This is a genomic window from Tropicibacter sp. Alg240-R139 (assembly GCF_900537075.1).
Lineage (GTDB): Bacteria > Pseudomonadota > Alphaproteobacteria > Rhodobacterales > Rhodobacteraceae > Falsiruegeria.
Genome location: NZ_UNRA01000001.1, coordinates 44,297 through 68,747, shown reverse-complemented (window position 1 = coordinate 68,747; position 24,451 = coordinate 44,297). Strand labels below are relative to the sequence as shown.

General features: G+C 59.3%; 23 protein-coding genes. 10 read left to right on the top strand and 13 right to left on the bottom strand.

Annotated elements, in window-relative coordinates:
* Nucleotides 1-56 precede the first annotated feature (56 nt).
* The 7 genes from pyrC to G6R15_RS00305 form a co-directional block, all read right to left on the bottom strand.
* On the bottom strand, nt 57-1,094 hold the full coding sequence (gene pyrC, locus G6R15_RS00335) for a dihydroorotase (RefSeq protein ID WP_164657801.1): 1,038 nt from the start codon (nt 1,092-1,094) through the stop codon (nt 57-59).
* Between the two features lie 80 nt (nt 1,095-1,174).
* Nucleotides 1,175-2,134, bottom strand: coding sequence for a phosphoadenosine phosphosulfate reductase (locus G6R15_RS00330; protein WP_164657800.1), 960 nt, complete (start codon nt 2,132-2,134; stop codon nt 1,175-1,177).
* An 86-nt stretch (nt 2,135-2,220) separates the two neighbouring features.
* A complete protein-coding gene (locus G6R15_RS00325; RefSeq protein WP_164657799.1) occupies nt 2,221-3,300 on the bottom strand; it encodes a glycosyltransferase family 2 protein in 1,080 nt (359 codons plus the stop codon).
* A 5-nt stretch (nt 3,301-3,305) separates the two neighbouring features.
* Nucleotides 3,306-4,037 carry an FkbM family methyltransferase gene (locus tag G6R15_RS00320; protein WP_240336629.1) on the bottom strand — a complete coding sequence of 244 codons (732 nt, stop codon included), beginning with the start codon at nt 4,035-4,037 and terminating at the stop codon, nt 3,306-3,308.
* A gap of 3 nt (nt 4,038-4,040) precedes the next feature.
* Nucleotides 4,041-6,458, bottom strand: coding sequence for a glycosyltransferase family 2 protein (locus G6R15_RS00315; protein ID WP_164657798.1), 2,418 nt, complete (start codon nt 6,456-6,458; stop codon nt 4,041-4,043).
* On the bottom strand, nt 6,458-7,111 hold the full coding sequence (locus tag G6R15_RS00310; protein ID WP_164657797.1) for a sulfotransferase: 654 nt from the start codon (nt 7,109-7,111) through the stop codon (nt 6,458-6,460). The genes G6R15_RS00315 and G6R15_RS00310 overlap by 1 nt, the downstream gene beginning before the upstream one ends.
* Nucleotides 7,108-8,139 carry a glycosyltransferase family 2 protein gene (locus tag G6R15_RS00305; RefSeq protein WP_164657796.1) on the bottom strand — a complete coding sequence of 344 codons (1,032 nt, stop codon included), beginning with the start codon at nt 8,137-8,139 and terminating at the stop codon, nt 7,108-7,110. The genes G6R15_RS00310 and G6R15_RS00305 overlap by 4 nt, the downstream gene beginning before the upstream one ends.
* Before the next feature lie 249 nt (nt 8,140-8,388).
* Here G6R15_RS00305 and G6R15_RS00300 point away from each other — a divergent pair, with 249 nt between their 5' ends.
* Nucleotides 8,389-9,297, top strand: coding sequence for a MoxR family ATPase (locus G6R15_RS00300; protein WP_164657795.1), 909 nt, complete (start codon nt 8,389-8,391; stop codon nt 9,295-9,297).
* Nucleotides 9,298-9,357: 60 nt separating this feature from the next.
* Nucleotides 9,358-10,617 carry a VWA domain-containing protein gene (locus G6R15_RS00295; protein ID WP_164657794.1) on the top strand — a complete coding sequence of 420 codons (1,260 nt, stop codon included), beginning with the start codon at nt 9,358-9,360 and terminating at the stop codon, nt 10,615-10,617.
* Between the two features lie 7 nt (nt 10,618-10,624).
* Here G6R15_RS00295 and G6R15_RS00290 read toward each other — a convergent pair whose 3' ends face one another.
* Nucleotides 10,625-11,125 carry a hypothetical protein gene (locus G6R15_RS00290; protein ID WP_240336628.1) on the bottom strand — a complete coding sequence of 167 codons (501 nt, stop codon included), beginning with the start codon at nt 11,123-11,125 and terminating at the stop codon, nt 10,625-10,627.
* Nucleotides 11,126-11,290: 165 nt separating this feature from the next.
* On the opposite strand from G6R15_RS00290, the gene G6R15_RS00285 reads away from it, so the two are divergent.
* From G6R15_RS00285 to G6R15_RS00250, 8 genes are all read left to right on the top strand, one after another.
* Entirely contained in the window at nt 11,291-11,890 is a 600-nt protein-coding gene (locus G6R15_RS00285) for a YeeE/YedE thiosulfate transporter family protein (protein WP_373455996.1), read from the top strand.
* A gap of 3 nt (nt 11,891-11,893) precedes the next feature.
* Nucleotides 11,894-12,484: a DUF6691 family protein gene (locus G6R15_RS00280; protein WP_164657792.1), complete on the top strand. Its 591-nt coding sequence runs from the start codon at nt 11,894-11,896 to the stop codon at nt 12,482-12,484.
* 168 nt (nt 12,485-12,652) lie between these two features.
* Nucleotides 12,653-13,621 carry an XdhC family protein gene (locus G6R15_RS00275; protein ID WP_164657791.1) on the top strand — a complete coding sequence of 323 codons (969 nt, stop codon included), beginning with the start codon at nt 12,653-12,655 and terminating at the stop codon, nt 13,619-13,621.
* On the top strand, nt 13,618-14,619 hold the full coding sequence (locus G6R15_RS00270; RefSeq protein WP_164657790.1) for a molybdopterin-binding protein: 1,002 nt from the start codon (nt 13,618-13,620) through the stop codon (nt 14,617-14,619). The genes G6R15_RS00275 and G6R15_RS00270 overlap by 4 nt, the downstream gene beginning before the upstream one ends.
* A 164-nt stretch (nt 14,620-14,783) precedes the next feature.
* A complete protein-coding gene (locus G6R15_RS00265) occupies nt 14,784-15,269 on the top strand; it encodes a (2Fe-2S)-binding protein (RefSeq protein WP_164657789.1) in 486 nt (161 codons plus the stop codon).
* A 104-nt stretch (nt 15,270-15,373) separates the two neighbouring features.
* Complete coding sequence (locus G6R15_RS00260; protein WP_164657788.1) at nt 15,374-17,737, top strand: xanthine dehydrogenase family protein molybdopterin-binding subunit; 2,364 nt, start codon at nt 15,374-15,376, stop codon at nt 17,735-17,737.
* A gap of 99 nt (nt 17,738-17,836) precedes the next feature.
* Entirely contained in the window at nt 17,837-18,625 is a 789-nt protein-coding gene (locus G6R15_RS00255; RefSeq protein ID WP_164657787.1) for a xanthine dehydrogenase family protein subunit M, read from the top strand.
* Nucleotides 18,626-18,688: 63 nt separating this feature from the next.
* Nucleotides 18,689-19,081: a hypothetical protein gene (locus tag G6R15_RS00250; protein ID WP_164657786.1), complete on the top strand. Its 393-nt coding sequence runs from the start codon at nt 18,689-18,691 to the stop codon at nt 19,079-19,081.
* A 74-nt stretch (nt 19,082-19,155) separates the two neighbouring features.
* On the opposite strand, the gene G6R15_RS00245 is transcribed toward G6R15_RS00250, so the two are convergent.
* The 5 genes from G6R15_RS00245 to G6R15_RS00225 all read right to left on the bottom strand — a co-directional run bounded on the left by G6R15_RS00245 (nt 19,156) and on the right by G6R15_RS00225 (nt 24,449).
* The gene (locus G6R15_RS00245) at nt 19,156-20,064 is read right to left on the bottom strand and encodes a DUF2950 domain-containing protein (RefSeq protein ID WP_164657785.1); all 909 of its coding nucleotides are present in this window, start codon (nt 20,062-20,064) and stop codon (nt 19,156-19,158) included.
* 3 nt (nt 20,065-20,067) lie between these two features.
* Nucleotides 20,068-21,318 carry a DUF3300 domain-containing protein gene (locus G6R15_RS00240; protein WP_164657784.1) on the bottom strand — a complete coding sequence of 417 codons (1,251 nt, stop codon included), beginning with the start codon at nt 21,316-21,318 and terminating at the stop codon, nt 20,068-20,070.
* 136 nt (nt 21,319-21,454) lie between these two features.
* A complete protein-coding gene (infC, locus tag G6R15_RS00235) occupies nt 21,455-22,003 on the bottom strand; it encodes a translation initiation factor IF-3 (protein WP_164659200.1) in 549 nt (182 codons plus the stop codon).
* A gap of 113 nt (nt 22,004-22,116) precedes the next feature.
* Entirely contained in the window at nt 22,117-23,484 is a 1,368-nt protein-coding gene (locus G6R15_RS00230) for an alpha/beta fold hydrolase (protein WP_255456087.1), read from the bottom strand.
* 134 nt (nt 23,485-23,618) lie between these two features.
* Nucleotides 23,619-24,449: a ferredoxin--NADP reductase gene (locus G6R15_RS00225; protein WP_164657783.1), complete on the bottom strand. Its 831-nt coding sequence runs from the start codon at nt 24,447-24,449 to the stop codon at nt 23,619-23,621.
* Nucleotides 24,450-24,451: the final 2 nt, after the last annotated feature.

Sequence of the window (24,451 nt, the reverse complement as noted above, 5' to 3'; positions counted from 1 at the left end):
AGATGCCAGAGGCGCGAGCAGGTGCCTCCGGCGGGAGTATTTGGGAAAAAATGAAATCAGGACACGTGCCAGTGCAGCGGAAAGCCCGCGTCAAAGACGGTGACCGGGCCGTCGCCGCTTTCGATCTTGGTGGGGTAGGTGACCGGGTCGCCTTTGATCAGCGTGAGCGTATCCTCGTTCACCGGCAGGCCATAAAAGCCGGGGCCGTTGAGAGAGGTGAAGTTTTCAAGCTTGTCCAGCGCACCGGCTTTTTCGAACACTTCGGCCAGCAGTGACATTGTGTTGGTCGCAGTGAAGCAACCGGCACAGCCGCAGGCCATTTCTTTGTTCGCGTCGGTGTGGGGCGCTGAATCGGTGCCCAGGAAGAAGCGCGCGTCGCCGGATGTTGCAGCATTGACCAGGGCCAGGCGGTGCTCTTCGCGTTTGGCCACCGGCAGGCAGTAGTAATGCGGTTTGATCCCGCCAACCAGGATGTGATTGCGGTTGATGATCAGATGGTGCGTGGTGATGGTCGCACCGAGGTCTTTGTCATGGGCTTTGACATAGTCGACGCCATTGGCGGTGGTGATGTGTTCCATCACAACGCGCAGGCCGGGGGTGGACTTGCGCACGGGGTCCAACACGCGGTCGATGAACACGGCTTCGCGGTCGAAAATGTCGATCTCGTGGTCGGTGACCTCGCCATGGCAGCACAGCGGCAGGCCGATCTCGGCCATCTTTTCCAGCACTGGGCGGATCTTGTTGAAATCCTGTACGCCCGAAGACGAGTTTGTGGTGGCCCCAGCCGGGTAAAGCTTGACCGCTTTGACCAGACCGCTGGCGTGGGCAGCGGCCACGTCATTGGGGTCGGTATCTTCGGTCAGATAGAGTGTCATCAGCGGCTCGAAACTCATGCCGTCGGGCAGGGCGGCCTGGATGCGCTCGCGATAGGCGGCGGCATCAGACCCTTTGACCACGGGCGGGACCAGGTTCGGCATGATGATGGCGCGGGCAAAATGGCGGGCGGTTTCGGGCAGGACGGCCTGCAACATTGCGCCATCGCGCAGATGCAGATGCCAGTCGTCGGGGCGGCGGATCGTGAGGCTATCGGTCATGCGTTCCCGCTAGCACAGCCTGCCCAAACGGAAAACCCCCAGCCAACACAGGCCGGGGGTTTTCGTTTGATTTGTAGCGATCAACCTGCGGTCGGCGGCGCGGCAAAGGCGCCTTGTTGGGCCATCTCTTCGAGCTGCTCCAGCCGCGCCCGGAACCGGCGCGCGGGCATCCGCGAGGTCACGTTCCGGCACAACAGCGTGTTGAGGTAGAAGCGTTCGGCCGAATCCAGTTGCCCCACCAGCCCGCGCAAGTACCGTGGGTACGAGCGACGGGCTCGGTAAAGGCGGAAGAAACTGCGCGCGCTCAACTTGCCAGTGCCTGCCATCGCGAGCAGACGATAGAGCAGGTTCATGTCAAGCAGGCGCGACTGCAGCTCACCCCCCATATTGCGCATGCGCAGGCGGGTGACGTTCGAGCGTTGAAATAGTGTCGCATGCATCGCATCCAGCGTCTGCTGCGGGTCATACAGGATAAAGGCGTGATCGGCTGCATCCAGCATGTCGGGCGCATAGCCGTAGCGGTCGGTGAACGAGGTGCGGCGCATCTCGACAAAACGATCGTCCCATTCGGCCATGTTGGGATCAAGTGTCGCCTGGGGCTGCACGGCAACAACGGTCGCGCCCGGGGCAGCCACGGAAAAGGCCGCGGCCGCATAGCCGCAAGGGCCTGCGCCATAAAACACAACGCGGTCGAAATCTTCGAAAAAGCCGTCGTCGATCAACCGGTCGAAAAAGCCATAAATCTTGGGGTCGCGGAACCAGGTGTCGCCGTCCGAGATGATGCACAAGTGCGACCAGTTTTGCGTTTTCACAAGGTCAAAGCCAAAGGGTTGCTGGGTTTCCGACATGGCGCGAATGCCCTGCATCGTCTCAAACGTGACGATCAGGGTTGCATCGCGGTCGATGAAGGTCGCGAAGTGTTTGTCGCCCAATTCCTGCGACATGCCTTCGGCCTCGGCCTGATCGAGCAGCTTGCGTTTCCACACGCCACGCCGATAGCCCGCAATTGATGTGTCGATACTGGTTTTTTCGTCCTGCATATACTCATCCTCGAAACCCCAGCCGCTTTTCGGGCCGGTTATTTCGAACAGGTCTAGGCTGAGAATGAGGCCAAAATGGGAAAAACTCAGGTCGGTTTCGGGCCGTTTCCGGTGTCTTGGGTTTTGGCACGCAAGCGGCCCAAGTTGGCAAAGCCTGTTAATGTTCGCGCCGTTGAGGCGCTGATAGGGCGCGATTGTGGGGTCATCATCAGGCGGGCCAGTAGGGCGCGATAGGGTTCTTGCTCCATCAGTTTCTGGAACCGGTTCTGGCGCCATTCAACCGCGCGCTTGTGCAGTTTCGCAAGTGTCGGATCAGCGTGCAGTTCATCGCGCAATTCGGTGCTGCGGGTGTCATAGCGGCTGATCGAGGTGTCGGTGTCGGTGTTGAAATTACGCTCGACCCAGTAATCCACATCCAGCATATGGTCGGAATGCACCGCGCGGCCCCGATCGGCCTTGAGCACATAGCTTTCCATGGCACCCAAGGGATAATGGTTGAGCTGCGCCATTTGAAAATTGTCACGGCCATAGTTGGAAAACAGGCGTTTGAGTTTGAACTGCTCGTCCAATTCGCGCCCGTTGGCATCGAACCACCGCGCCTCGTCCAGACGCTCCAGATCGGGGTTGCGGGGACGGTGGACACCCAACTTGGCATAGATGCCGTCGTTGCGGTAAAGCGTCTTGAACATTGACGCGCGCCACGGCCAGAACATCACGCCGGGGGCGCAGCGGGTAAAGCTCTGCGTGACGGGTTCGTCGGAATAACGGATGGTATCGCCGTTGCCAAAAAGGCGCCAGGTCAGCGTGATGGCGGTGGCCTCGGGCAGGGCGTTGATCAGATCGGTGAGCGTGCCGTCGCCGGTGTGGATGTTGACGAACTCGTCCACGTCCATTGGCAGGATCCAATCGGCTTTCTTGACCAAAGGGTGTTTGCCTGCGGCCTTGAGCGCGGTGAACTGGATGCCCCGTTTGTCGTAAGGCCCGTCATTGGGCAAATGGGTCAGCTGCTCCATCTCTTGCAACCGGTCCAGGATGCGGTCGGTGCCGTCCTGGCAATTGTTTGAAAAAACAAGGAAATCAGTGAAACCAACCGCCCGGTGATGGGCCAGCCATTCCAGCAGAAAAGCACCTTCGTTGCGGACGGTCAGGACAGCAAGCATGCGCATGGCGCTTACCAATCGCTGCGGAACACCGCGACTTTGGAGTAGGACATCTTGGGGAAATAGACCAAACCCTGATCATGCAGCAGTTGAAAGATACTTTTGATGCCTTCGCTGCCAATCCACTGTGGGTGCAGTTCGATTAACAGAGCGCGCAACCCGCTCAGGTCCAATTTGGGCAGCAGGTCGGCCTCGGCCCCTTCGATGTCGCAGACCAGAATCGTAGGTTTTATTTCGGCAATAACCTTGTTTGCATCGCGAACCGGCACTTGGGCGGGTGTGGTTTCGATGCCGCCATCCTCGGGGTCCAACGAAGAAGACAGGATATCCTCGCGACAATAGAACGTGGTGCTGCCATCCTTGTCGCCCAGAACCGCGTGATGCAGCTGTGCCTTCTTGGCGCGGTTCACCCTGTGAACCTCGTGGATATAATCGATCAGGCCTGGGTTGGCCTCGAATGAATGCACCTCGCGGGCGCGGGTCTGGGTGGAAATCAGGGTCGACATAAAGCCGATCCCGGCGCCCAGTTCCAGCACCACGTCGCCCTTGCGGATCAGTTTGAGCGCGGCGTCGGCCTCATCCCGCTCATAGGCGCCTGTGCGCAGCGACATTCGGATCTTTTTGGGCAAAAGCTCCATGTTGCGTGGGAATTTCATGTCCCGACACCACAGAACTGGCTGGCGTTTTGAAGCGGTTTCGGCTTCGGTTTGATCTTGCGGTTGTGTGTTTTGTGTCTCAGCCACGTCTCAACTCTCCAGATCAAGGGCAAGCGCGTAAGCAACACGCTCGGTTTCTGTCAGTTTGACCTTCAGGGCCTGCTGATACAACTCTTCAAATTCTGGCATGCCGTGCAGCTCGATGGCTTTGGCCTTGTGCCAGTCCAAGCCTTTGAGGTGCCATTTATGCAAAACCTTGTCCTGCATCAGGCGGTCATATTCGGTACGCAGGCGGGGAAGGTTGCGCTTGATGGTGACATCGCGAAAATCCGACCAATCCATGCGGATCCAATAGTTCAACCCGATCGAGCGATCGACGTGCAGCGCACGGCCCCTTTGGCGTTTGATCAGATAGCTTTCGGCGCTGCGCAGCGCATAGTGGTTTAGCTGGATTAAGTCATATCCGATTGATTTTTTGGAGTTCCTCCAACCGTTGTCGACCGCTTCGCCGGTCATGTCTCGGCCCGATCCGTTGACCCAGCGGACGTCATCGCGCTTGTCTTCGACCAGCTTATTGGGGCGATGACAGCTGATTTTTTCATAGGCGCCGATGTTCTTGAACATCGTCTTGAACCCCCAGACCGTGTGTGGCTTGGGGCAGAATTTCGGGGCGCAGGTGTCGAATTGATCTATGACCAACTCGTCGGCCAACCGGGTGACGTTATTGTGACCAAACAAACGCCAGGTCATCGCGACATTGGTCGCATCCGGCACCGCATCAAAGAAATCCTGGAGCGTGCCGTTGCCGGTGCGCACGTTGACGAACTCGTCCACGTCGATATGCAAGATCCAGTCAGCGTTCTGGATTACCGGCTCTTTCAACGCTTGGTTCAACGCATATTGCTGAGGTGAATTACCCTTCCAATCATCGTTGTTGCGGTGCTGCAGAACGCCCAGGTCCTGCAGCCGATCCAGGATTTCCGAGGTGCCGTCGGAACAATCGTTGGTGTAGATCAGAAAATTGTCGACCCCCATGGCGCGGTGATAGGCGACCCATTCCACGATGTAGGGGGCTTCGTTCTTCATGCAGCCGACGATGACATTGCCGCTGCGCCCCTCGGGCAGGTCGCGCGGTGGGACTTCGGTATAGGCGGCGGCCAGCTGCTCCTCGTCGACGGCACCCAGTCGGTTGTGAGGCGCAAAGGATGAGGTCATGAGCTTTTCAAAATTCTGCACCGCTTGCGGCGGCATCAGGGCGCGGGCCGTGTCGGTCAAACCATTAACTTTTGGTGCGACAGGCGCGACAGGTGCGGCCTCGTGCGCGGGCGTAGGTGCGGGATGCGAGACGGTGGGCGTGGGTGAAACTGTGCCGCGATCCGCCAGATCCTCAACCCGTTGGGCAAATTTTTCTTTTGTGGCTTTTTCGATGCGGAACAGAAAGGCCAGCAGGTACTGTGACGCGCGAAAACCGCGGTCTGGATCAGCCTCAGTCCAAGGCTGACTGGCCTTAGACGCTCGGAACGTATCGTCGTCCAGTTCGGGGTGGCGCAGGATCAGTTCTGCGTTTGCTCCACTGAACCGGTCCGAGATCTGCGACAGGCTGCCTGGGTTGGTCGCTGGGCCGGGCGTTGCAACCTCGGCAATGAAGCTGCGCCAAAGCTGTCGGGGCACGTGGCGCTCGCCCTGCGCCAGCAAGCGCAAAAGGACCGTGTTGAGCTGTCGCGCACGGGCCATCCAGGCGGCCGACATGGGCGGGTTTTCGGGCAACTCTTGGGCCTTGCCGATGGTTTGGCTGATGCCAAAGGCGGTACGGATTTCATCCGTAATGGTGTCGGGGGCAAACAGGTCTTCGGCATGGGCGCGCAAGCTTAGGGCGCCTGCGCCAAAAACGGCTTCCCACTCTTGTTGCAATGCCTTTGTGTCCAGCCAGAAGGCGGGGCCTTGGGTTTCTTCGAACACACCAGCCAGCGGGTCGATGCGGGGCATGGCATCGACGCAGGAGGCCCACCAATTTTCGCGTTCCATCATAGCCAACTCGTGGCTCAACGGCTCGGCCCGTCCTTCAGAGAGTTGCGCGGTGTAATGATCCAACAACAGGCGCGCGGGGTCGTCCAAATAGGCCAGCAGGCGGATGTCATTCGAAAGGGGGCGCAGCAGATCGTGGATGCGCTGCATTTCAGACCGGCGGTGAACTGATGTCGCCAATTGCGGCACCGACAGGATCACCGTTTCGGGGCGTGTCTGGTCGATCTCGCGTTGCAGGTCGCGCATCACTTCATCGCGCAACTCTGACTGTTTCTGCGGGTGGGCAAACCCGCGATTGAACCGCAGCGGATCAATGTGATCGGTGTCGGTCACCGCCATGTAGAACCGGGTGTGTGCCTTGTTGCCGGGGCTGCGGGGATACAGAACACCCTTGGAGCGCAGCTGCTCGCGCTTGGACGACAGGACCTCTTGCAGCGCCTGCGCGCCTGCCACTTCGGGGCCGATATGCAGATAGAGTCGCATCAGGATTTTTTGCCCGCCGCTGTTTTTTCGGCGATCCGCTCGGCCTGTACGTTGGCCTTGCCCCACCACTTGATTTCCATCCCCAGGAATTCGCTGATCTTCTGCGGTGCCTCAGGGTCGGTGATGTCGTATTCCAGAAAGCGATCGGTTCCGGCAAACACCTGCCGGCAGAATTTTTGATGTCCGTCGATCCAGCGGATCAATTCTCCGACCTCGTACCCATATCCCTCGGGCATGCCGGGAACCTGGTACATTGGTAGACGGCGTTTGCCCAAATTGGACCAGCGCAGCATGGAATCCACCAGCTTTTCGGGGGGGCGGCTGGAATAAAGAAATTTGGCGCCGGGGTGCTTGTCGATGATAGTGCTCAACAACCCCCAATCGGTCTGCGGCCATTCGTTGAAACCGCGTGCGATCATGCTGATTTCGGTAAAGGCGTCAAACTCGTGCATGAAATGCAGCGGATCGCCTTTCTTGAAATATCCACGATACAGCAGACGCCCGACAAAGTCGTTTCGCAGCTCTTTGATTTCGGTCTGGTGATCATGGATCTTCCAATCCGCAACTTTCAGGCCGGACGCCTCTAGCGCCTTGCCCAGGGTTGTCGTGCCCGATTTCGGAAGGCCAAGGTTGATCACGCGCAAACGGCTCATGCGGTCAGTCCCAGTCTTTGCAACAGTTTTTCTTCGGCTGGCGGCAAGGTCGACGCCGCGCGCAGTTGATCGCGCATGGCCTGATATTCAGCTTGCTCCAGCAGCTCGTCCCGCTTGGCGCGGTGAAGCGCCACTGCCTCGTCATGCAGCGTGCGGATCTCGGAGTCCGATTTCAACTCGGCCAACTCGCGTTCCAGATCGGGCAGATAGCGTTGGATGCTTAGATCCTGCCAGGCCGGATCGTTGCGGTCGCGCCAATAGCTGTCGTCGAAGTTGCGGTGCTCACGGTTTACGTCGCCCCGGTCATTTTTGACCAGATAGCTGTCTAGGCTGCGCAGAGCATAATGGTTCAACGTTGCCAGATCGCGCGCGCCACGGGACGGGAATTTGCGAATACGGCGGGGGTTGGCGGCAACTTTGAACCGGTGTTGCACATCGCGGCCCGAGCCATCGGTCCAACTGGGTCGCTTCTTGGGCGGTAATTTCTTGCGAAAAAACGGGCGGTGCGCGCCGTAGTATTGCAGTGGGAAATCGCTGCGGATCAGTGTCTTGACCTCGGCAGCACTTTCACCGCCCCACAGATCGGGATTGTGCGACCGGGTGAATTGTTCGATCACCGGCTTGTCCTCGAATGCCTCGATCCCGTCGTTGGCAAAGAACTGAAACGAGAGGCTGATGGCCTGCGGGTTGCCGCAGGCTTTGATCAAGGCGGGAATCGTATGATCGCCTGCATGGATGTTCAAAAATTCGTCCACGTCCGCGATCCAGACCCAATCGGCATCCACTACGATGTCCTCATGGGCGGCGGCCTTGAGCGCCTCCATCTGGTAATTGCGCCCTTGGGCCGGGTTCGGCAGGTGCCGGACGATACCGCGCGTTGCCAGTGCATCCAGCAAGCGGTCGGTCGCATCTGTGCAATCGTTTGAGTAAAACAGGAAATCGGTCACGCCGATCAACCGGTTAAAGGCGATCCATTCCAGCAGGAAAGGCCCCTCGTTCTTGACGCAGGTCACGGCCGTGATCTTCATACCCGACCCTCCGCCGGTTCGCATGCCGGTCTACTCTTCACCACGTCTACCCCGATCAATACCTGTAGGGCGCCATTCTCTGGGCGCTGATTGTTTCCCAAGTCATGACATTTGTGCGCGAATCCGTCAACATTTCGCAAACTCTTGGACAGTGTGCCACGGTGGCCTAAATTGCGGTGAAATGCGGCCGCAAGGGCGGTTGACGGACGGCGCGCTCTCGTGCCCATCTGGTCGCCAAGAGGAGAGAGCATGACAATTCCGAATTCGATCAATGCGGTGCAAGAGATGCTGACCGCCCAAGGATACGTTTGTGGACGGTCGTTGGCGACGGTGGTGTTCCTGTCGCTCAAGCTGGGGCGGCCCTTGTTTCTGGAAGGCGAGGCAGGCGTCGGCAAGACCGAGATTGCCAAGGCGCTTAGCGCGGCGTTGGGGCGCCGTCTGATCCGGTTGCAATGTTACGAAGGGCTTGATGCATCGTCGGCGGTTTATGAATGGAACTTTCCGGCGCAGATGGTGGCAATTCGCACGGCCGAAGCGTCAGGAGGGGCAGATCGCAAGGCCCTACAGACCGAGCTGTTTTCGGACGAGTTCCTGGTCGAGCGCCCGCTGCTAGAGGCGATGCGCCCGGATGAAAACGGTGCACCGGTGCTGTTGATCGACGAGTTGGACCGCACGGATGAACCCTTCGAAGCGTTCCTTTTGGAAGCGCTCAGCGATTTTCAGGTTACCATCCCCGAACTTGGCACCATCAAGGCGCCGGAGCCACCAGTGGTTATCGTGACCTCGAACCGCACACGTGAAGTGCATGATGCGCTGAAGCGCCGGTGCCTCTATCATTGGGTCGATTACCCGGATTTCGAGCGTGAGGTCGAAATCCTGAATGCCCGTGCGCCCGAAGCCGCTGAAAACCTGTCCCGAGAAATTGTGGCTTTTGTCCAGCAACTGCGGACTGAAGATCTGTTTAAGAAACCTGGCGTGGCGGAAACCATTGATTGGGCCAAATGCCTGCTGGCACTCGACGTCATCAACCTCAGCCCCGAGGTGATCGCCGACACGCTTGGCGCGATCCTGAAATACCAGGATGACATCCAAAAGATGCAAGGATCAGAGGCCAAACGTATTTTGGACCAAGCCCATGCCAGCCTTGCACCCGCCTGATGCTTCACCTTTTTTCAAATACTCCGGGGGTCCGGGGGCAGCGCCCCCGGCGGTTGTAACATGGCAGAACAGATTCCGCTGGACATCCCCGAGCGCCCCAAACTGGCGCAGAACATCACCCATTTTGCCCGCGCTTTGCGCAAGGCCGGGCTGCCCATCGGACCGGGGCGGGTGATCGACGCCATCTATGCGGTCGAAGCGGCGGGGTTCACCGAGAAACGCGACTTTTATTGGACGCTTCACGCCTGTTTTGTGAACAAGCCCGAACACCGCGAAGTCTTTGCGCAAATCTTTCGCCTCTATTGGCGCGATCCGCGTTATCTGGAGCAGATGATGGCCGCCATGTTGCCCGCAATTCGCGGCGTGCAGGAGGATCGCGAGGCGCAAGCTGCCGAACGCCGCGCGGCCGAGGCTTTGCTGGATGGGGTCGAACGGGAGACGCCGCCGCGGGAAGAGGGCGACCCATCTGACGAAACCGAAATCGAGATCGACGCCTCGCGCACCATGTCCGGCGAAGAGCGGCTGCGGAGTTTGGACTTCGAGCTGATGAGCACCGCTGAGATCGCTCAGGCCAAGCGGATGCTGGCGCAGTTGTCCCTCCCAGTTAAACCGATTCCGTCTCGGCGCGGTATGGCCAGCCTGCGGGGCGCTCGTGTGGATTGGCGGCGTACTCTGCGTGCCTCGATGCGGCAGGGGGGCGAGATTCAGGACATTGCAAAGCTGACGCCGCGCCCGCGTTGGCCGAATCTGGTGGTGCTTTGCGATATTTCGGGATCTATGAGCCAGTACAGCCGCATCATCTTGCACTTCCTCCATGCTGTTAGCAACGCCAAAGGCACGGGTTGGGCCAAGGTACATGCGTTCACTTTTGGCACCCGGCTGACCAATATCACCCGCCATCTGGCGCAGCGCGACGTGGACGCGGCGCTGAAGGCAGCAGGTGCCGAAGCGCAGGATTGGGAAGGCGGCACGCGGATCGGCTCGTGTTTGCACGCGTTTAACCGCGACTGGTCACGCCGAGTCATGGGGCAGGGGGCGGTGGTGCTGTTGATCACTGATGGGCTGGATCGGGACGAGCCGGATCAACTGAGTCACGAGATGCAGCGATTGCACCTGTCGGCGCGACGCTTGATCTGGTTGAATCCGCTGCTGCGGTGGGAAGGGTTTGCACCCAAGGCCCAAGGCATTGCCGCGATGCTGCCGCATGTGGACAGTTTCCGCGCGGGCCATTCCATTGCATCACTTCAAGAACTGGCAGAGGTCATTTCACGCCCCGACGATGTGGGCGAGAAAGCGCGGTTGATGGCCGCGCTTCCATAAGAACGGCTTACTGCAGCTGCTCTTGGTTGCATTTGGCGGCGGCTTCGATTGCCTTGTAGGTGCCCTTGAGGTTCACGACAAAGCCGTACTCCTTTTCGGGAAAGACCGACATGACGTGTTCCTTGGCCACAGCCTCGATCACGGACGGGTCGTCGGTTAGGACATAGCCGCCCGAATATCCCTTGGTGATGTTGCCGCGCATGCCGGTTGCTTCGCCGGCGTAGATCTTGTCGCCCAACACGATGGCGACGGCTTCTTTGTCACCTTTCTTGATGTTGGTTTCGGCCAGTGTAAAAACACCGATGTAGGCGACGCCACGGTCGGCGGTCAGGCCCATCTGCACCACGTTGCCCAAGTCATCCTTGCTTTCGATCATGCAGGATTTCTTTTCGGTGTCGGCATAGATGTTCCATCCTTCGACCGCGCCATAGGGTTCGAATTTGTCGGCCTGGGCGGTGGTTGCCACCATCATGCAGGCCGCAGCAGTCAGATTGAGGACGTGTTTCAACTTGGAACGCTCCTGAAAAATGAGAATTGATCTTTAAAGTTCTGGGCGCGGAAAAACTGCGCCGTGCCATGTAGTTAGGCGCAATCAAGATACGCCTTGCTGTTCGCCAGCACAACCCCGGCAGGGGATCTGCGTCACTTTGATCTAAATCATTCCGAAGTTGGAATGTATTATATATATCGTAATTGGAATGTGAATAGGAAAGGAAAACCCATGCAACTAAACTGGAAGGTTGGCGGGCTGCTGTTGGGGCTGGTATTTTTTGCCGCCGTGTGGCTGGTCAAACCGATTGGCGTGTCGACGCAATTTGTGATCCTGGACGGGATCGTGGCGGAGGCCGTGAACCCCGGATTGGTGACGCAGACCGCGGACAGCTTTACTTCGACCAACACCTATCTGGCGAAATCGGGCGGCAAATACGCCAAGGCGGTGTCGAACCCGCTCAACTACAGCTTTGTCTTTGTCATCGCGATGATGCTTGGCGGGCTGCTGTCTGCTTTGGCGCGGGGTGGCATCCCGACGGCGGACCGGCAAGTGCCCACGCTGTGGCGGGCCAACTTCGGTGATGGCAAGATTAAGCGCTACGCGGCAGCTTTTGTTGGTGGGTTCATCGTTCTTTATGGTGCGCGGCTCGCGGGGGGCTGCACCTCGGGCCACATGATGTCGGGCATGATGCAGACGGCTGTGTCTGGTTACATTTTTGCCGCTGGTGCCTTTGCGGCGGCGGTTCCCGTATCTCTGATTCTTTTCAAAAAGGAGGCATGAGCCATGACCACCATTCTACTTGCTCTTGTGATTGGCGCGGCTTTTGGTGCGGTGCTGGACCGCGTTGGCGCGTCGAACCCGTCTTTCATCGGGGCCATGCTGAACCTGACCAATCTGAACCTGGCCAAATCGATCCTCTTGGCTATCGGGGTCGGCTCGGTCCTGATGTTTGGCGGCCAGATGCTGGGCCTTGTTGATGTGGGCCATATGTCGGTCAAAGCCGCTTACGCGGGTGTTTTCCTGGGCGGTCTGTTGCTGGGCGCGGGTTGGGCGCTGTCCGGGTTTTGCCCCGGCACCGGCGTTGTCGCGGCGGCCTCGGGGCGCAGGGATGCGCTGTTTTTCATTGCGGGCGGCTTGCTGGGTGCGGCTGCTTACATGGTGACTTACCCGGCGTGGAAATCCTCGGGTCTGTTGGATGCGGTGGCGGGCGGCAAAGTCACGCTTGGCGCGGTGCCGGGGGCCAAATACGACGGGCTGACTGCCTTGCCTGGTGACATCCTGGGGCTTTTTCTGGGCTTGGGTTTCGTCGCACTGGCCTTTGCATTGCCCGAGCGTCTGAATGGTGCCCCGGCACATGCGCAGCCTGCCGAGTAACATCGAAACAGCGGGCTCACACCGATGGGTCTTCTGCCTGCGGGACGTCCCGCGCTATCATTGTCCCGCAGTCGCGGCCCGGCGGACCAAGCGTTCCCCGCCGGGCCGCTTTTCTTTGTGAAATTTGTCCTTATGTTGTGCAGGCATGACGCCGCGAGGAACCCCGTAATGGACAGATTTGACAGCAGCCCCGAGACCGCCCTTGTCTGGCATCGCAAGGGGATTGGCGCGGCCTTGGCCACGGTGGTGCAGACCTGGGGCAGCGCGCCGCGTCGGGTCGGTTCGCAGCTGGCAATTGGCGGGGATGGCCGGATCGAAGGGTCCGTGTCGGGCGGCTGTGTCGAGGGTGCAGTGATAGTCGAGGCAATCGAGGCTATCGAAGAAGGCGAAGCGCGGTTATTGGAATTTGGTGTCAGCGACGACGATGCTTTTGCCGTGGGGCTGGCCTGCGGCGGAACCATCCGTGTGCTGGTCGAGCCGGTCGGCAAAGTTTTGAGCGAAGAGATGCTGGCACAGCTGGTGCAGATCCGGGCTGGGCGAGATGCGGTGGCATATGAGGTCAATATCACCACGGGCAAGCGGCGGTTGGTCCGGGACGGGTACGCAGACCGGATGCGTATGGATCGGTCTGGGTTCGAAGAGGATGGCGAGACGTTTGTGGCCGTTCACAACCCGCCCTTGCGACTGATCGTGATCGGTGCGGTGCATATCACACAGGCCTTGGTGCCGATGGCACGGATTGCTGGGTATGACCCGGTCTTGGTTGACCCGCGCGAGGCGTTTGCCTCGGACCAGCGGTTTCCGGGCGAGCAGATCTTGCACGATTGGCCGGACGAGGCGGTGGCAAAGCTGGGTCTTGATCCGCGCACGGCGCTGGTGCTGTTGACCCATGATCCGAAACTGGATGACCCTGCATTGCAGGCAGCATTGACGGCGGATGTGTTCTACATCGGGGCTTTGGGGTCTAACCGGACCCATGCAAAGCGTGTCGAGCGAATGCAGGCGGCGGGCTTTACTGCGGCGCAGATCAATCGCATTCACGGGCCCGTTGGGCTCGACATCGGCGCGGCAGGGCCGTCCGAGATTGCGGTGGCGATTCTGGCACAGATGACCGCTGTACTGCGGGGCAAGGCATGAAATTCGGGTCTGTCCCGCTTGATCAGGCACAAGGGGCCATTCTGGCGCATTCGGTAACCACGCCGACCAAGAAGCTCCGCAAGGGGATCTGGCTGGATGCGGATCATTTGGCGCAGCTGTTTGCGGCGGGAATCCAAGAGGTCACGGTTGCCCGGCTGGAAGACAGCGATTTGCACGAGGATGAAGCAGCAGGCCGTTTGGCCTCGGCTTTGGCCAGCGATCCAGAGGCCGTCGGTCTGCGCGTAACGGACCCTTTCACGGGGCGGGTCAATCTACTGGCCGACGGGCCGGGCGTTGTTGAACTGGATGTGGCCGCGATCGAGGCGTTCAACCGGGTACACCCGATGATCACAGTCGCCACGGTTCCGCAAAGGCAGCAGATGACCGACGGCGGCATGGTGGCGACCGTCAAGGTGATCTCATACGCGGTGCCGGAGAAGGATGTGACCGCCGCCTGCAACGCGGCGCGCGATGCGGTGCGGCTGATCTCTCCGACCTACAAAACCGCTGGTCTGGTGGTCACCGACATCCCCGGCGGGCCGCCCAACGAAAAGGGTATTCAGGCGATCCGGGGCCGTGTCGAAGCTTTGGGGATGGACCTCATAGATGTGCGGATCGTGCGCCATAACTCGGATGAACTGGCCCAAGCTGTGGCGCGAGTCGAGGGGGACATTGCGATGATCCTGACCGGCTCGGCCACCTCGGATGTCAATGATGTGGCTCCCAGTGCAGTGCGGGCTGCGGGTGGTCAGGTGGACCGGTTCGGTATGCCGGTGGACCCCGGCAACCTGTTGTTTTCTGGCCGGATCGGCGCGCGGCCGGTGATTGGCTTGCCGGGGTGCGCGCGGTCCCCTGCGCTCAACGGCGCGGATTGGGTTCTTAGCCGTGTGGCCTGCGGAATCGCCGTCACGGGTGATGACATTGCTGCGATGGGGGTGGGCGGATTGCTCAAGGAAATTCCGACCAGACCGCAGCCACGAGCCGGGAAACGCAAGTGACGCATGGTTGAAAAACAGGCAGGCTTGCCCCGGGATAACTCTGCTCTAGGTATAAAAAACTTCCATTCCGCCCTAAACCAAACGGTCAAAAATTTTTGTTCTCAAATGGTTGGACCCGTGTTTAACTCTTCCCCAGCTGAATAAGCCAAAAAGGGGAGAGACGAATGACACAGGTCACGATGACCGTGAATGGCCGGGCTGCCAGCGGTGAGGTTGAAGGCCGCACGCTGCTGTCGAGCTTTCTGCGGGATCACCTGTCACTGACCGGGACACATGTCGGCTGCGACACCGCCCAATGCGGTGCCTGCATGGTGCATGTGAACGGTGAGGCGGTGAAGTCCTGCAATATGCTGGCATTGGAGGCGAACGGCGCCGAGATTGCCACAATCGAGGGGCAGGCGGCCCCAGATGGAACGCTGAACACGATCCAGCAGGCGTTTCAGGATCACCACGGGCTTCAGTGCGGGTTCTGCACGCCCGGTATGGTGATGTCAGCAGCAGCCCTGCTGAAAGACAATCCCAAGCCGACTGAGGCCGAAGTGCGCGCGCATCTTGAGGGCAACATTTGTCGCTGCACGGGCTACCACAACATCGTCAAGGCGATCATGGCAGCATCCGGTCAGGACGTGGGCGCAATCGCCGCCGAATAAGACACAAGCGAATTTCCGGCACGGGCGAGTTTGAGGAGATGCGCCCGGAGCTATGACCGGTGGGCTATGGTGCCCGACCCGGTATCCAGGGAGGAGAACAAGCTATGCCCAAAGACAGTGGCATCGGAGCCAGTTCAAAGCGCCGCGAAGACGTGCGCTTTTTGACCGGCGAGGGTAATTATACCGACGACATCAACGTACATGGTCAGGCCCATGTGTATTTCCTGCGCTCTGACGTGGCGCATGGAACCATCAACAGCATCGGAACCGAGGCCGCCGCTGGCATGCCCGGCGTGGTGCGCATCTTTACCGGCGCCGATTTCGAGGGCGTGGGCGGCATCCCCTGCGGCTGGCAAGTCACCGACCGCAACGGCGAGCCGATGCAGGAACCGGCGCATCCGATCCTGGCGCAGGGCAAGGTCCGCCACGTGGGCGATCCGATTGCGGCCGTTGTGGCCGACACGCTGGAACAGGCGCGTGACGCAGCAGAGGCCATCGAGCTGGATATCGCCGAACTGCCAGCCGTTGTGAACATGAAGGCAGCCGCAGTTGATGGCTCGACCAAGGTTCACGACGATCTGACCTCGAACATCTGTTACGACTGGGTGCTGGGTGAGACCGACGAACAAGTCGTGTCCGATACATTCGCCAATGCGGCGCATGTGACAACACTTGATCTGGTGAACAACCGTCTGGTTGCCAATCCGATGGAGCCGCGCGTGGCGGTGGGTGAATACAGCCGGGGCACTGGTGACTATACGCTCTATACCACCTCGCAGAACCCCCATGTGATCCGCCTGTTGATGTGCGCCTTTGTTCTGGGCCTGCCCGAGCACAAGGTTCGTGTTGTGGCCCCGGATGTAGGTGGCGGTTTCGGCACCAAGATCTTCCACTATGCGGAAGAGGCATTCTGCACTTTTGCGGCCAAAGCCTGCAATCGCCCCGTGAAATGGACGGCCAGCCGGTCCGAGGCGTTCATGTCCGATGCCCATGGTCGTGACCACGTCACCACCATCGAATTGGCGTTGGACGGCGACAACAACTTCATCGGTCTGCGCACCAACACACACGCCAACATGGGGGCCTATCTGTCGACCTTCTCCAGCTCGGTTCCGACCTGGCTGCATGGCACGTTGATGGCGGGGAACTACAAGACCCCGATGATTCAGGTGAATGTGAAGGCGATGTTCACCAACACGGTGCCGGTTGATGCCTATCGCGGCGCGGGCCGCCCCGAAGCGACATATCAGCTGGAGCGGGTGATCGATAAGGCTGCACGTGAATTGGGTGCTGATCCGATTGCGCTGAGGCGTCAGAACTTTGTCACCGAGTTTCCATATGACACGCCTGTTGCGCTGACCTATGACACCGGCGATTACAACGGCACCATGGACAAGCTGGAAGCAGCTGCGGATATCGCGGGCTTTGCTGCGCGTCGCGCGGAAAGCGAGGCCAACGGCAAGCTGCGAGGCTTGGGCGTCAACTGCTATATCGAGGCTTGCGGCATCGCGCCGTCGAACATCGTTGGCATGTTGGGCGCGCGTGCGGGGCTGTATGATGCGGCCACCGTGCGGGTGAACGCCACCGGCTCAATCAGCGTCATGGTGGGCGCACACAGCCACGGTCAAGGACACGAGACTGCGTTTCCGCAGGTCGTGGCCGAGATGATTGGCATTGACGAAAGTCAGGTCGAGATCGTGCATGGTGACACATCCAAGATCCCGTTTGGCATGGGCACCTATGGCTCGCGTTCGCTTGCGGTTTGTGGGTCTGCGATGGTTCGTGCGACCGAAAAGATCATCAACAAGGCCAAGAAGATTGCGGCCCACCTGCTGGAAGCATCAGATGCTGATATCGAGCTGAAGGACGGTCAATTCACCGTTGCCGGCACCGACAAATCGGTGGCTTGGGGTGATGTCACGCTGACGGCTTATGTGCCGCACAACTTCCCGCTTGAAGACATCGAACCGGGGCTGGAGGAAACCGCGTTTTATGACCCGGCGAACTTTACCTATCCCGCTGGCGCTTATGCCTGTGAGGTTGAGTTGGACCCGGAGACCGGCAAGGTCACCATCGAACGGTTTGCGGCAGCGGATGACTTTGGCAATATCGTCAACCCGATGATCGTGGACGGTCAGGTGCATGGTGGCATTGGTCAGGGCATTGGTCAGGCGCTGCTGGAAAATTGCGTTTATGATGACAACGGCCAGCTGCTGAGCGCGTCCTACATGGATTATGCGATGCCGCGTGCCGATGACGTGCCGTTCTACACCGTTGATCATTCCAGCCAGACGCCGTGCACCCACAACCCGCTGGGGGTCAAGGGCTGCGGCGAGGCTGGAGCAATTGGCTCACCACCAGCGGTGGTGAACGCGGTGATCGATGCGATGCAGTCGGGTGGCAAGGACATTGGCCACATCGACATGCCCGTATCGCCGTCCCGTGTCTGGGCCGCGATGAACGGGTAAGATGAGAGGGCGGGAGCGAGGGGCCAGCCCCTCGCGCTCCCCGGGATATTTTTTGCCAGATGAAGAACGGAACCCCGTTTTTCGGAAAGGGAAGAGAAGATGTATAACTTTGACTATGAACAGCCCGGCACAATCGCAGATGCGGTTGCGGCACTGGGGGCTGAAGATGCGCAGGCTTTGGGGGGCGGTCAGACTTTGATCCCAACAATGAAGCAGCGTTTGGCGTCGCCTAATAAACTGGTGTCGCTGGCGGCCATTCCCGAGATGAAGGGTGTCTGTGCAGAAGATGGCGCCGTGAGCATTGGTGGCGGGACCACCCACGCGACTGTGGCGGCAGAGGCGGTGGCGCATTACCCGGCGCTGGCCGATCTGGCGAGCCATATCGGTGATCCGGCAGTGCGCAATCGGGGCACTATCGGTGGTTCACTGGCCAACAATGATCCGTCGGCCTGCTACCCGGCGGTAGCACTTGGGTCAGGCGCGACGATCGTGACAAACGCGCGTGAGATTGCGGCGGACGACTATTTCCAGGGCATGTTCACCACCGCATTGGATGAGGGAGAGATTGTGACCTCGGTCCGCTTTCCGATCCCGGAGGCGGCGAACTATCAGAAATTCGTCCAACCCGCATCGCGCTTTGCGCTAGTGGGTGTTTACGTCGCCAAATACGCCGATGGTGTGAGGGTGGCTGTGACGGGCGCGTCCGAGGAAGGGGTGTTCCGCTGGTCCGAGGCCGAGCAAGCCTTGAACAAGGAGTTCCATGGCGACGCGCTGATGGGTCTGAGCATCAACCCTGCGAATATGATCGGGGACCTGCACGGCTCGAAAGAATATCGTGCGCATTTGATAGGTGTTTTGACCAAACGAGCTGTTGCCGCCTGCGGGTAAACCTTGCAAAAACAGAGAAAGCCGTGCGGGGAACTGCGCGGCTTTTGTTATGAGGAGCGTACCATGATCGCAAACATCTGGGCCAGTTTCCGCAGGCTCCCCTTGTGGGTGCAGATCTGGGTCGGGGCGATCTTAATGCCGGTGAACTTGCTGCCGTTGGCTTTTTTGGGCCAATTGGGCGCTGGTTTGATTGCGTTTCTGGCCATTGGGGGCATGGCCCTGAACTTGCCAATTTTGCTGCGGTATCAGGGATTTTCCAAGGCGATGGCTTTTCCCCATCTGCTGCTTTGGGTGCCGCTTGTAGGTGTGATAGCCGTACACTTGCAGGGGCTGGAAGGGGCCCGGGATAGCTATGTCGCGTTGTTGCTGGTTCTGCTGGCGGTTGATGTGATTTCGCTTTTGTTTGACACCGTTGATGCCATCAAGTGGTGGCGTGGGGATCGCGACATCGCCTAGGGCCGCCGTCGTCAACCTGGCCCGATCAAGATCTGATCGAGCCTCTCTTGCAGCACCAACACAGAGTATCTGTGTCACTCGAACGTTTCCCAATCGGCGGTCGGATCGAACAGAGTCAACGATTGCGCAACTTCGAGCGTGTTTTCACCCAGATCGGCCTCGTAGATGACGCCATTTTCGGCCACCATAAAGCTGGTGATGCCGCTGTTTCCATAGTCTGCCGGAACCGCCAGCATCGCATGACCGGCCACCATGTGTCCGTTGACCTGATAGTCCATCGCACCGCCCGCCGCATTGTCGGACTGCCCGGTCAGAATTCGGTAGAAATAGCCACCAAAGGGTTCAGGGGCCTGATCGTCCTGCCCGTCATTGTAACCATCGAGCGCAGCGATCGCGATGCGTTCCCCTAGCGGGCTATCGGCATCGGCCCAGAACAGCCCATCCCGACCTTGGGGCGACGACAGCAGCGAACTGGCAAATTCCATCACGCCGTCGCCGTCGTGATCGGTCAGCCGGTATTCGGCCTGGATGTCCACATAAGCCATCAGCATCTCAATGGTTTCCAGCTCGTTCAAACCGATCCGACGGGCGTGTATTTCGTCCTCGCCTGCAACGATGTCAAAAGCCCATCCCGCGTCCGTCCGCGCAATCGGGATTGGGAATGGCCAGCCGTCATCGCCCAGCAAGAGCGTGACCTGACCGTCTTCTGAGGGGCGGAAGCGGTAGCCTTCACCATACATGTTCAAGATCTCTTGACGGTTTCGCCGGTCGCGCTCGGGGTTGCCCGAAGATAAAAGTTCTTCGGCGGCGTTACCGAATACAGACAGCAACGCCTGCGTGTCCTGAGCCGACACTGCCGTCATCATCGCATCAAGCGCGCCCTGCGGAGTGGCGTAATCTGCGGGTGAGTCGGCCGCGTGCAGGGGCAGGGCAGCGATCAAGGCAGCTGCGCTGATGGCGGTGGAAAGCGTTTGATATTTCATGGCTTATCTCCTTGCCCGTCCGCCACCGCGGGAGGCATGGCCCCGCGCAGCACCTGCGTTTGCCCGAGAGCCGGATGCACGCTTTTGCATTGCGGCCCCACGGTTGCCACCTCCCTGCGCTCTCTGAGCGGGGCGTGCCGTTTGCTGCTTGGGACGCGATTGGACTTTTGCCTTGGCCTTTTGTTTTGATCCTTCCGGAACCTTGGCCCTTGTCCGGTCCACCGCGTCGCGGCGGGCCTCGGTTGGGCGGCCATCCGGGCGTTGGACATTGCGGTCGGTGCCAGGGCGAGAGATGTCGGCGGCTCCGGTTTCTTTTGACAGGCGTTGGCGCATCTCATCGCCGCGATCGGGTCTTTTGACCGGCAACGTCGTTGCGCCATCGCCGCGACGCTTGCCGATCTCGTCGCGGGCTTTGTCGCGGCGGTCATCGCTGGGTTTCCAGCCGATGTTGTCGCGGTCACCGATGTTCACATCACCGTCGATATCAATGTCGATGTCTGGGTTTCGGATGATCGGGTTGCCGTTCCAGCCACCACAATTTCGGCAACCCCAGTAGTCATTCCAATCATCGTTATCGTCGAAAATCTCTGAAATAAGGGCGACTGTAGCAAATGTGATCACCCCGGCGGCCACAGCATCGCCTACGTCCGAGCCGTCGTCGACATAGACGGTTTCAGGCTCATACTGCGGGACATAGACGACTTCGGGGTCGGCGGGTTGGATGATAATCGTTTCCTCGCCTGCGTCTTGAGTGACTTCGACCTTCTGTTCGTCGCCGCTGGTAAGCGTGCCGGCCTCTTCGGCGATCTTGCGCATGTCCTGCACAGCGGCCATCACGTCATCGTCCTGGGCCAGCATCGCGGTTCCGATGGTTTCGGTCCATTCTACGTGGACTGCCATGTCGGCCAGCACGTCAGGAAAGGCGGTGGCCAGCACCGCGACGCTTTCGTCCCAGCCTTGCGCCTCGATCTGGGTTTCCAAATCGTCGGCATCCTTGTTGTCCTGCACAAAGCGGTCGGCCTTGACGACCTCTAGCGGAAAGGTGGCAGCGACCAATACCTGAATGAGCAGGGTGTCGGGATAGAGCGCCACAGGGCCAACCAATTCCTGGAGCTCTTCGGGCGTCAAAAGGTTCTGCGCATCCTGATCAGTTGCCGCTTCGGCCTGGGCCGTGTCGGTCGTGTCTTGGGCGATCAACGGTTGCGGGCCAAGCATGGCGCACAATACCGCGGCTGAAATAATGCGGTAGGACATCCGGTCTCCCCTCCGGCTATGAATAAGGTAAGCCTAGGGGAAATACCCTTTGAAACCAAATGGTTTTCAAAGGCGAAACAAAAAGCGCCCCGTTGCGGATGCAACGGGGCGCTTGAATTTGAAATGTAGAATGCGATTATTTCTGCGGCAGCGGGCCGATCATCATGATCATCTGACGGCCTTCCATCTTCGGCATGTTTTCAACCTTGCCGATTTCCTTGGTGTCCACAGCAACCCGTTCGAGCAGCTCGCGACCAAGATTCTGGTGTGCCATTTCGCGACCACGGAAACGCAGTGTCACTTTGACCTTGTCGCCGTTTTCAAGGAACTTGAACACGTTGCGCATCTTAACGTCGTAATCATGCGTGTCGGTGTTGGGCCGGAATTTGACCTCTTTCACCTCGATGATCTTCTGTTTTTTGCGCGCTTCGCTTTCGCGTTTCTGGGTTTCGTACTTGAACTTGCCAAAGTCCATGATCTTGCAGACCGGGGGGTTGGCATTGGGCGAAATTTCAACAAGGTCCAGACCTGCTTCAGCAGCCATTTGCATGGCTCTGGCGGGTTGAACCACACCGACGTTATCGCCATCGGCGCCGATCAGGCGGATTTCGGTGGCGCGGATCTTGTCGTTGACGCGTGGGCCTGTGTCGCGTTGCGGCGGCGCGTTGTGCGGTCTGCGGGCTATGGGATCATTCCTTTGGTAATGGCAGATTTTCGATGTCGGAATTTAGACTGCGGCGCGCGGCACTGCAAGCGTCATCATCGCGGAAAACCGCCGAAATCATGTATGATTTACCGTCATTCGGGGTGCTCGTTCAAGAATTGGCGAAAACTGCGACAGAAACTGTCGTATGCGGGCGTTCCGGGCAGAAGCATATGGTTGTCTCCGGGCAGCGTTTGAAACCGCGCGCCGGGGATTAAGGCCGCCAGGCGCCGCCCCTCTTCGATGGGCACACGCTTGTCGCCTTCTGCATGCAGAACCAGGACCGGAACCCGTAGCTGTTTGGCCAGTTCGCTGACGTCGCACCGGGCGTTCATCTCGTTGATCCGGGCGGCATTTTCTGCAGGGGAGGCAACCCGCTGTAACTCGTCGAAGCTGTCTTTTTGCACCGGGCTGGCACCGGGCATCATCATTTCGGTGAACATGTGCCGAAAGGCTGGCGTGACCGAGCCCCATCCGGCGCGAATGACCTGTGTCGTGGCTTTGTGCAAGTCTTCTTGATCTGCCTTGCCGCGTCGCAAACTGCCGCGCGCGTAACCGCCATACATCACGATGCAGCGTACCCGTTCAGGATGGGCCACAGCATAGCGTACGGCGATTGCACAGCCCTGCGAGGCGGCAAAGACGGCGAACCGGTCCAGGCCCGAAGATTCGACCACGGCTTTGACGTCCATTGCCATGGCATCGTCCGAGATTTCGTCTACCTCCCAATCCGACAGGCCGTTGCCGCGTTGGTCGAACCGCACGAATTGGTGACCGCGGGCCATGTCCTGCAACAACGGACCCCAGATCGGGCTGAGCCAGTCGTGTTCCAGGTGGTTGAGCCAGTTGGGCATCTTGAACACCGCGGGACCAGAGCCGACCGAGGCATAGGCGAGCTGCACATCGTCAGGGGCAATGCAAAATTCGATCTGCTGTGTGCGGGACAAGTCAGTTTGGTCAGCGAACCGAACACGTGCCTGAGGAGTCCATTGCCAGACCCGGATCAGGCGCGAGATGTTCTTGACGCTCTGTGAACCCAGATCAGCAAAGGATGTATCAAGATGGCTGTGCACAAGTTGATGCAGTGCATCCGAGAGGCAGACCCCGCCCGGTTCAGCCATCTGTTCTAGGCGCGCAGCCACGTTGATGTCATCGCCAAACAGGTCGCCTTCTTCGTCCACAACGTCACCAATGTTGATACCGATGCGATACTGAATTCGGGTGTCAGGTGGTTCATCTTTTTCATGTTTGGCCATGCCCGATTGGATTGCGAGCGCACAAGTGACAGCGGCGCGGGGACTGGAGAATTCAACCATCATCCCATCGCCAGTGGTCTTGACGATGCGGCCCTGCGCCTCGGCAATCGTGGGGTCGATCAGGGTTTTGCGATAGCCGCGCTGCCTTTCCAGTATACCATCCTCATCCGCCTCGATCAGGCGGCTGTACCCGGCCATGTCGGCCATCAGGATGGTGGTGAGGCGACGTTGAATGTGATTGGCCCTGCAATGTCAAAGACGAATGCGGGCAGTTTACATGCAAAACACCCCCGAACGAAGCTTTCGTTTCGGGGGCGTTTCAAATTCAAAATGTAGCGAATTTACCCTACAAAAGCTTTTTCGATCACGAACTGTTTGGGGTCTGAATTTGCGCCTTCCTCCAGGCCAAACCCTTCGAGGATCTCTTTGATGTCCTTGTTGAACGCCAGGCTGCCGCAGACCATGCCGCGATCGGTGTCCGGGTTGATCGGGTCGATGCCCAGATCTTTGAACACGCTGCCATCGCTCAGCAGATCGGTAATCCGGCCCATCTTGGGGCTCTCTTCGCGGGTGGTGGTCGGGTAGTAGCGGATCTTGTCGGCGAACCCTTCGCCCATCAGCTCGGCCAGCATCTCGTCATGTTTGATGCTTTCGATCAGCTGACGGCCATATTCCAGCTCGCCCACTTCGCGGCAAGTGTGGGTGATGACCACCTCGTCGTAATCCTCGTACGTCTGCGGTTCACGCAGCAGCGAGGCAAAGGGCGCAAAACCAGTGCCGGTGGCAAAGAACCACAAACGCTTGCCGGGCAGCAGGGCGTCATGCACAAGGGTACCGACGGGCTTGGGCCGCAGGATAATCTGATCGCCAGCCTTGATGTGTTGCAGCTTCGAGGTCAGCGGGCCGTCCTGCACCTTAATCGAATAGAACTCCAGCTCTTCGTCCCAGGACGGCGAGGCGATGGAGTAGGCGCGCAGCAAAGGCTTGCCGTTGTCGCCCAACAGGCCGATCATCACGAACTCGCCGGAACGGAACCGCAGGGACGCAGGGCGCGACACCTTGAAGGAGAACAGGCTGTCGGTCCAGTGTTTTACCTCGGTGACGATCTGAGCGTCGGGGAGAACGGGGGCCTTGGTTGTGGGGGCGTCGGTCACGGATTTCATCTCTGTCATCG